Here is a 768-nt window from a genome sequence, read left to right as displayed (position 1 = left end):
GGTAATGACTCCAACTTACTGATAGTGTTTTATGTTCAGATAATGCCCGATGACTTTGTCATGCAGCTCCACCGATTTTGAGAACGACAGTGACTTCCTGCCCAGCCTTGCCAGATGTTGCCTCAGATTCAGGTTATGCCGCTCAATGCGCTGCGTATATCGCTTGCTGATAACGTGCAGTTCTCCCTTCAGGCGTGATTCATAAAGCGGCCAGCCATCCGTCATCCATACCACGACCTCAAAGGCCGACAGCAGGCCCAGAAGACGCTCCAGCGTGGACAACGTGCGTTCACCGAATACGTGCGCCACAACCGTCCTCCGTATCCTGTCATACGCGTAAAACAACCAGCGCTGGCGTGATTTAGCGCCGACATAACCCCACTGTTCGTCCATTTCCGCGCAAACAATGACGTCACTGCCCGGTTGTATGCGTGAGGTTACCGACTGCGGTCTGAGTTTTTTAAGTGACGTAAAATCGTGTTGAGGCCAACGCCCATAATGCGTGCACTGGCGCGACATCCGACGCCATTCATGGCCATATCAATGATTTTCTGATGCGTACCGGGTTGAGAAGCGGTGTAAGTGAACTGTAGCTGCCATGTTTTACGGCAGTGAGAGCAGAGATAGCGCTGATGTCCGGCAGTACTTTTACCGTTACGCACCACGCCTTCAGTAGCTGAACAGGAGGGACAGCTGATAGAAACAGAAGCCACTGGAGCACCTCAAAAACACCATCATACACTAAATCAGTAAGTTGGCACCATTACC

The 768-nt window shown here is 51.4% G+C and carries 1 protein-coding gene; it reads right to left on the bottom strand.

Features of this window, described 5'->3' with window-relative positions:
• Positions 1 to 15: 15 nt before the first annotated feature.
• Positions 16 to 713, bottom strand: a protein-coding gene (locus tag FHC52_RS22495) for an IS1 family transposase (RefSeq protein WP_223433957.1) whose coding sequence is annotated in 2 segments (ribosomal slippage) — positions 16 to 464 and positions 464 to 713 — 699 coding nt in all. Because the reading frame shifts where the segments join, the coding sequence is not laid out codon by codon here.
• Positions 714 to 768 lie beyond the last annotated feature (55 nt).

The sequence above is a fragment of the Enterobacter sp. EC_64 genome (assembly GCF_019584165.1).
In the GTDB taxonomy this organism is placed as follows: Bacteria; Pseudomonadota; Gammaproteobacteria; order Enterobacterales; family Enterobacteriaceae; genus Enterobacter; species Enterobacter roggenkampii.
Note: the sequence above shows the minus strand (reverse complement) of the source record. Positions and strands in the feature narration are given on the sequence as shown.